This is a genomic window from Kitasatospora sp. MBT63 (assembly GCF_000710465.2).
Lineage (GTDB): Bacteria > Actinomycetota > Actinomycetes > Streptomycetales > Streptomycetaceae > Kitasatospora.
Genome location: NZ_JAIZ01000167.1, coordinates 95,430 through 102,278 on the forward strand (window position 1 = coordinate 95,430; position 6,849 = coordinate 102,278).

The window sequence follows — 6,849 nt, forward strand, 5'->3', positions numbered from 1 at the left end:
CGCCCCCTCCCTCCCCGTCCGTCCGAACCCCCTGGATGTGCCATGTCCGAGTCCGACCCGATGCCGGGCACCCCCGAGCCCGAGCCGATCCGTATCCCCGACGAGGACCTCGACGACCTCGTCAGCGCGTTGAACCGCACCATGGCCGAGGTCCGCCAGCACGGCGTGATCCTCGACCGCCTCGGCTCCGAAGCCGACGAAGAGACCGCGTCCGGCGCGGCCGAGCCGGACACCGCGCCCGAGGGCGAACCCGCCGGTGCCCCCTCGCTGTTCATCCTCGCGATGGGCGGCGCCCAGTACGCCGCCGAACTGGCCGAACTCTCCTTCTGGGTCACCCACATCCTGCTGCCCGTCTACGGCCGGGAGATCGGCTCCACCCGACCGTGGTGCGCGCAGTGGCACGAGCACCCGGAGGCCGTCGCCCGCCTCCACGCGCTCTGGCTCGCGTGGCAGCAGCTGACCGCCGCCGAGGCCGGCCAGAGCGGCCCCTCGACCTGGCACCGCGACCACCTGGACCACGCCCTGCTCCAGCTCCGCGCTCCGGACGGCCCGTTCGCCGCCTGTACCACCAGCCCCTCCCGGCTGGCCCACCGCGTCCTGACCACCCCCGACCAGCTGGGACTCGCCGCATGAAAACCCTCGACTTCCGCCTCGACGGCCTCAAGCCCGCCGACGAGTCCCCCGGCCATGCGTACAACTACCCCTGGGAGAAGGACTTCCAGCTCATCTCCCACCACGACGTGGGCGAGCGCAGCTTCATCATCGCCTTCGACAAGACGGCGACCTGGGACTACCCCAACAAGGCCAACATCGTCTCCTTCGACGTCGACCGCGACAGCAGCCGAGGCATGTTCAGCATGCACCGGGAAGGGCACGCCACCTTCGCGTTCGCGCAGAACTGGCTGGTCAACCGCGGCTGCCCGCCGGACAAGGTCGCACCGGTCTTCGACGTCCCCCGCCCCGCCGACGAGCTGTCCGTCCGGGTCGAGGACCGCATACGGCGCGCAGGCGACAGTCTCAACGTCGCCGACTACCAGGTGATCGACGACTCCGACACCGAGGGCTGGAGCGTCGCCGTCGACCGCGAGGCCAGCGAGCTGCCCGTCCGCGTGTTCCTGGAGACGCTTCAGCCCGACCAGTTCACCTACACGGTGCGCGAGGGGGCCTTCGCCGACCACGCCGCCGCCGACGACTGGCTGGAGCACCGCTCGACCCCGCTGCCCGAGCCGCCCGAGTACCGCCGCGACGCCGAGGCCCTGCGCACCAGCGCCGCGCTCGCCCGCAGCACCACGGCCCCGGCCGTCACCGCCGCCGACGTCCTGGCCGCCGCGCCCGCAGCCGCCGCCGTCACCCAGCCCGATCGAGGGCGGTCGCTGTGAGCCGCGCCAAGTTCGCCTTCTCCGCCCACCCCGACGCCCTCGCCGACCTGCGCCAACTCCCTGAGCCCATCCGCGACCAGGCCCTGCTGCACCTGCAGGACCTCGTCCACGGCGAACGCGTCGCCACCCGCTTGGAAGGCCGGCTGGAGGGCTGCCACAAGATCTTCCTCGGCGTCGGCGACCAGTGGGCCAGTCACCGTCTGGTCGTCCAGTTTCGCGACGCCGCGCCCGAGTCCCAGCACCGGCGCGAGGTCCACCTCATCGCCGCAGGCCCCCGGCTCGACTACCAGGTCTACCGCTCCGCCCAGAACCGCCTGGGCCGCACCGGCCTCAACCTCCCGCCCGGCCTGGATCCGGCCCGGGAAGCCCAGATCCGGCAGCAGCAGGAAGCCCGCGTCCGCGCCGCCCGCGCCCGATCCGTTCGCCCCGCACCGGGAACTGCTGGCGCACCCACCTACACCACCGCATCCCCCGGCTTCGCCCCCGGCGCTGCCCTCCGAAAGGCCCGCTGATGACCACTCACGTCCCCACGCACACCGACCTCGCCGCATGGCTCGCCGAGGCCGCCGAGGCCGTCACCGGCATCGTCACCGCCGAGCACGCCACGCCGCGCTCGCGCTCTCACCTCCACCCCGTCCTCGGGCCGCTCACCGCCGGGCCGAAGGTGATCACGGCACTCGCTTTCCGGCTAGAGGACCTGCTGGAGGAGCGGCTGCCGACCACCCCCGCCGCCCTGTTCGCCCTCGCCTCCTACGCCTCCGCCCTGGGCTGGCTGACCGAATCGCTCGCCGACCTCACCCAGGCCGTCGACCGCTTGACCGTCGAGGCCGGCCTGCAGTCCGACGCCGCGACCACGGTACCGGCCGAGGTCCCGGACTTCGACCTGTCGGCCTACGCCCCGCAGGACCGGCAGGCCATCACCGCCCTCGCTACCGAGGCCGCCCTCCCGCCCGGCCGCTACCTGCAGATCCTGGGCCAGGCCCTGCTCGCCTCCACGGAGTTCACGGACGCGTGCACGGAGATCATCATCGCCCTGGCCGAGGATGCCCGCCGCCTCCTGGACGAGGAGGTCAGCTTCGTTCGCCTCGGCGGCGAAGGCCCCGACAGCCTGCCCACCCTGGTCCGCTCCCTCCTTGCCCGGATGGAGACGGCCGGATGAACCCCCACGACCCGCTGAAGAACCCCGGCGCGCACCTGGTCTTCGACCAGCTCGGTGTCGAGAACCCCTGGGAGCTGTACGCGCGCCACCCCGGCGAAAGCCCTCTCACCCGCCTCGCGTTCATGGTGGCGTCCTGCGCCCGCGAAGTCGACCGGCTCCACCAGGACCTCACCGCCAAGGCCCAGCAGGTGACCGAGCGTCTGGCGCCGATCGCCCGGGGCGATCACGCCTCGATGCGCGGGGTCAATGGAGTCATGCAGTCCGCCGGCCTTCAGGTCGAGCTGCTCGCCGCTCGGCGGGGCGCGGCGTTCGAGCAGCTCTCGGATGTGGTCAGCGCCTACGAGCGGTGCACCGAGGCGGGCCTGGCGGGTCCGCAGAGTCCTCTTGCCGTCAAGCGCACGGCGGTCACCGCCTCCCCGGTGCCGGCCGCCGAGCCCGACCTTCCTGGTACACCGTCGAGGTACGACCCCCGGACCCGGGAGTTCGAGGCGCTGGCGGCCATCGACCGTGGTCGTCTGCGGCTCTGCAAGAGCGCTGTCTACGGCTACACGTTCACGTCCGATGGCAGTGACGTGGCGCCATCGGTCTGGGCGCACACCGTCGAGGCGCTGATGGCCGAGGACCTCGTGGTCGCCGATACCAGCACCTCGTCCTACCGGCCCGGTCAGCTGCTCTCGCTGACACCCGCCGGACAGGCCCTCCTGGATGCCTCGCGCACCGCTGACCAGCGCGTCGCCGCCGCTCTGGCCCGCACCCCCTCCGGCCCCGTCGGGACGCCCGCGACCGGCCCCGCCCAGGCAGCGCCCCCGGCAGCAGCCCACCCCTCCCTCTCCTCCCGCACCCGTTGAACAAGGAACTCCCGGCCATGTCCATACAGTCGTCCACCCCGATGAGCACCACCGACGCGCAGCGCACCGAGGCCGCCCTTCGCCGTCTCACCCCACGGTGGACCACCCACGTCGTGCACACGATCGCCAAGTACGGCCCGGAGATGCGCGTTTCCGACGTCACGCGGCACTTCCCGGCGCTGTCCCAGTCGTACGTCAGCAAGCGTCTGGCCACGATGTCCGCCGCCGGTCTGGTGGCCCGCGACGGTGAGTTCGACCGCACCGCCCCCTACCGGCTCTCGTCGGCGGCCCGCACGCTCGGCCCCGTCTACCGCGCTCTCGCGCAGTGGTCCTCCGACCACATCGACCGCACCCCACAGGGGCGGTACGACCGGGTCGAGGACGCCCTGCACCGCCTGCAGCTGGCGGACACCACCGAGACCGTCCGTCTGCTCTCGGAGCACGGAAGCCTGCGTCTGACCCACCTGGCCGAACGGCTCGGCTCCCCGCCGCAGTTCGCGGCGGTCCGGCTGAACCGCATGCAGGCGGACGGCCTGGTCGCCCGCACCGACAACCGGCATGGCGCCCCCTACATCCTCACCGATGCCGGACGGGCGCTCGGCCCCGTCTACACCGCGCTCCAGCAGTGGGACCACCGGCACACCGCCGCCGCTCCCCGCGCGGTGCCGGCCGCCGAGCGCACTCTGGGTTCCCCCGCGCAATCTGTACGGACCGCTGCCGCACTGCGCCGCAGCCCCGCCCCCTCCGCGCTGTTCAGCCACGCTCCGGTGCCGCAGCTGCGTGTCCCCGCCGGCCTCACGCAGGCCGCCTCCCCCTCGCGCGGCCGGTGAACGCCGTGACCTCCCGCCGCAGAACGGCCCCCTGTCCCCAGCGCCCCGGGTCCGCACGCTGCCCCGCCAACGGCTGTGTGCGGGCCCGCTCCCCGCCACGTTCAGGAGCCTGCCCGTGTCCTCCGTCCCCTTTCTTGTTCGTCCGCTTCGTCTCGCCGGTCCCGGCGACCAGCGGCTTGTCACCGGCCAACTGGCCTCGGCACCCGGCTGGAGCCGCGCCCGTACAGCGGACGGGGGTGCCCTCTTCACCACTCCCTGCCGCACCACCGTCTTCACCAGTTCCGGCCCGCCCGAGAACCCGGGCACGTGGAGCGTCCACGGCTACACCGTCTCCGGCTCGGAGATGCTGTGGCGTGCGGTGTTCGGACCCGGCACGCCCGCCGAGATCACTGCCGCCTTCACCGCCGTCCTCGTCGACGGCCTGCGCAGCGGGCACCGCGACTACCTGCTCGGCGGACCCCACCACCTGGACTGCACGCCCGCGTCCGTTCTCGCCGACCGCGGCTGGCAGCCCGACCCCGGGCCGAGGGGCTTCCACGACCAGGTCGCGCCGGACGGGACCGCGCTCTACCGGCACCGCGTCGGACACCAGCCCGCCGACTCGGAGATCGCCGGCCTCGTCCCGCCGTCGTGGAGCATGATCGCCGGTGAGCCGCAACACCCCTCCTGGCATGCGGACTTCAGCATCGGCGTGCCCTTCTACCCGCTCGTGCGCGCCGCCCTCGCCTTCAGCTCCTCCCATCCCGTCGAGCGGCCCCTGGGCGCCGTCCCCGCCCGCCACCTGCCCCACGTCACCGCCCGCCGCGCCCCGACCCCTACCAGGCGCCCGCACAGCTGCCCGCCGCAGGGCCCCGCCGTCCCGCCCGCCGCACTGCCGGTTCCCGGCGGAGCACGTCGGCGCTGACCCCCGGAGAACTCCCATGCCGTACACCCCCGAAAAGCCCCGCGAGTACCGCGTCTGGCCGCGCTACCTCGCGGACACCAAGGCCGACGTCACCGAGGCCATCACCCCGTTGATCAAGGCCGGGTGGGCGGCCACCAATGACGACCTAGGCAACACCTATGTCACCGCACCGGACCTGACCGCCCGCCTGGCGTTCCTGCCCGAGGGGCCGGACTCCACGCTCTGGAAGATCAGCGCCGGTCCGGAGCCGACCGTCCCTCAGTGGCTGGTCACCTTCGACGACCGGGTGCCCACCGAGATCGTCCAGGACTTCACCACCGCCCTCGCCGATGCCTACACACGCGGCCCCGACGCCTACCTCGGCGCCGGCCGACCCGCCCCGCACCGGGCGGCCGGACAGTGGGTGGACCCCGTCGTCCTCCAGAGCCCCGATCAGCTCGTCACCCGCTCGACGCGCCCCGGCTTCCTGCGGCACGCCGAGGAGATGGACGAGACCACCGAACGCTGGCTCTTCGAGGCCGGCCCGCCCAGTCGCCGCTGGTACGCCAGCGCCTCCTCGCACCTGCCCGCTCCCCTTCTGGACACGCTCACCACCGCCGCCTTCGACCCGTCGCCGGTCCACCGGCACCTGCGGCGCGACCAGCTTGCGCGCCTGCCCGTGAGCGCCGTCGCCGCGCCCACCGCGCCGAGCCCGCTGGAGGTCGCGCGCGTCAGGGCGGCCACCTCCCGCTCGCTCTCCGTCCCCCGGGCAGCCACCTCCGTACTCGCCCACACCACCTCAACCCGTCCTCCGGCGCACCCGAAGCCCGTGCGCGCCGGCCAAGCCCGCTGACCCGCACGGAGGAGCAAGCCATGCCCAAGTCCATTGAATGCCAGGCGGATTCCAGACCGCGCCGCCACAACTCCCCGAAGGAGAACCCGTTGAGCACGCCCCTACTCGGCCTGCCCCTCGCCCCCGTCGAGACAAGCACCCTGCGCTACCTGACCGAGGGCTACACCATCGCCGAGATCGCACGCCGACAGGGCACCCGCGCCTCCACCGTCCACTCCCGAGCCGCCCGAGCCCGCCGCAAGCTCGGCGCCAGCAGCAACGACCACGCCGTCCAGCTCTACGCCCAGCAGCAGGCCGCCGCCACCCGACAGGCCACTGAGCAAGCCCCTTTGGAGAACACCGTGTCCGACCCGACCGCCCTTGACCACGCCGACTCGATGATCGAGAAAGCCTGGGGCCGGCCGATCGCCGAATTGGAGAAGGCTTCGGTCCGCACGCCCGTCGAGGACCCGCTGCTGCGCACAGCGATGCACACGCGCTCCCACCTCGTCGTCGTCTCCAACGCCGCTGTCGTGCACCAGGGACGGCTGCACGCGCTCACCCGGCAAGGTCACGTCCCGGCCTTCTACGACCTCGACCGGATCACCCAGTCCGCGAGCGCACTGCGCACGGCCTACGCCGAGAGCAACACCGCCTTGCAGGCCATCAGCCACGTCATCGACGCCCGCGAACTCGCTCTCAAGGCCGAAGGCGGCCCGGACGCCGCGCGGGTGCGGGCCGCGACCGCCCGCACCTCGCAGGCACCCCGTCCCCTGGGGCTGCCCGCGGATCAGCCCGCCCCGCCGGCCGCCGCCACTGCGGCCCGGCCCGTGGCGAACCGGCTTTAGCCGCCGGTCAGTTCGCCTCGCGGTCGCGGTGGGCACCCGGATCCGTGGCGCCCACCGCGCGGGCCAGCTC

The 6,849-nt window shown here is 73.2% G+C and carries 9 protein-coding genes; all 9 read left to right on the top strand.

What is annotated here, in order from left to right:
• Positions 1-42: 42 nt before the first annotated feature.
• The 9 genes from AA75_RS11775 to AA75_RS45445 all read left to right on the top strand — a co-directional run bounded on the left by AA75_RS11775 (position 43) and on the right by AA75_RS45445 (position 6,779).
• Positions 43-633 carry a DUF4913 domain-containing protein gene (locus tag AA75_RS11775; protein ID WP_051812156.1) on the top strand — a complete coding sequence of 197 codons (591 nt, stop codon included), beginning with the start codon at positions 43-45 and terminating at the stop codon, positions 631-633.
• Complete coding sequence (locus tag AA75_RS11780) at positions 630-1,379, top strand: hypothetical protein (RefSeq protein WP_033819835.1); 750 nt, start codon at positions 630-632, stop codon at positions 1,377-1,379. The genes AA75_RS11775 and AA75_RS11780 overlap by 4 nt, the downstream gene beginning before the upstream one ends.
• Positions 1,376-1,891, top strand: a complete 516-nt coding sequence (locus AA75_RS11785; RefSeq protein WP_033819836.1) for a hypothetical protein — start codon at positions 1,376-1,378, stop codon at positions 1,889-1,891. The genes AA75_RS11780 and AA75_RS11785 overlap by 4 nt, the downstream gene beginning before the upstream one ends.
• Entirely contained in the window at positions 1,891-2,538 is a 648-nt protein-coding gene (locus tag AA75_RS11790; RefSeq protein WP_033819837.1) for a hypothetical protein, read from the top strand. The genes AA75_RS11785 and AA75_RS11790 overlap by 1 nt, the downstream gene beginning before the upstream one ends.
• Positions 2,535-3,386 (top strand): hypothetical protein, encoded by an 852-nt coding sequence (locus tag AA75_RS11795; protein ID WP_051812157.1) that lies wholly within the window; start codon positions 2,535-2,537, stop codon positions 3,384-3,386. Before AA75_RS11790 ends, AA75_RS11795 begins: the two co-directional genes overlap by 4 nt.
• A gap of 17 nt (positions 3,387-3,403) precedes the next feature.
• Positions 3,404-4,216 carry a winged helix-turn-helix transcriptional regulator gene (locus AA75_RS11800; protein WP_033819838.1) on the top strand — a complete coding sequence of 271 codons (813 nt, stop codon included), beginning with the start codon at positions 3,404-3,406 and terminating at the stop codon, positions 4,214-4,216.
• A 115-nt stretch (positions 4,217-4,331) separates the two neighbouring features.
• Complete coding sequence (locus AA75_RS11805; RefSeq protein ID WP_033819839.1) at positions 4,332-5,120, top strand: DUF317 domain-containing protein; 789 nt, start codon at positions 4,332-4,334, stop codon at positions 5,118-5,120.
• 16 nt (positions 5,121-5,136) lie between these two features.
• On the top strand, positions 5,137-5,952 hold the full coding sequence (locus AA75_RS11810; protein ID WP_033819840.1) for a DUF317 domain-containing protein: 816 nt from the start codon (positions 5,137-5,139) through the stop codon (positions 5,950-5,952).
• A gap of 89 nt (positions 5,953-6,041) precedes the next feature.
• Positions 6,042-6,779 (top strand): LuxR C-terminal-related transcriptional regulator, encoded by a 738-nt coding sequence (locus AA75_RS45445; protein WP_158515482.1) that lies wholly within the window; start codon positions 6,042-6,044, stop codon positions 6,777-6,779.
• Positions 6,780-6,849 lie beyond the last annotated feature (70 nt).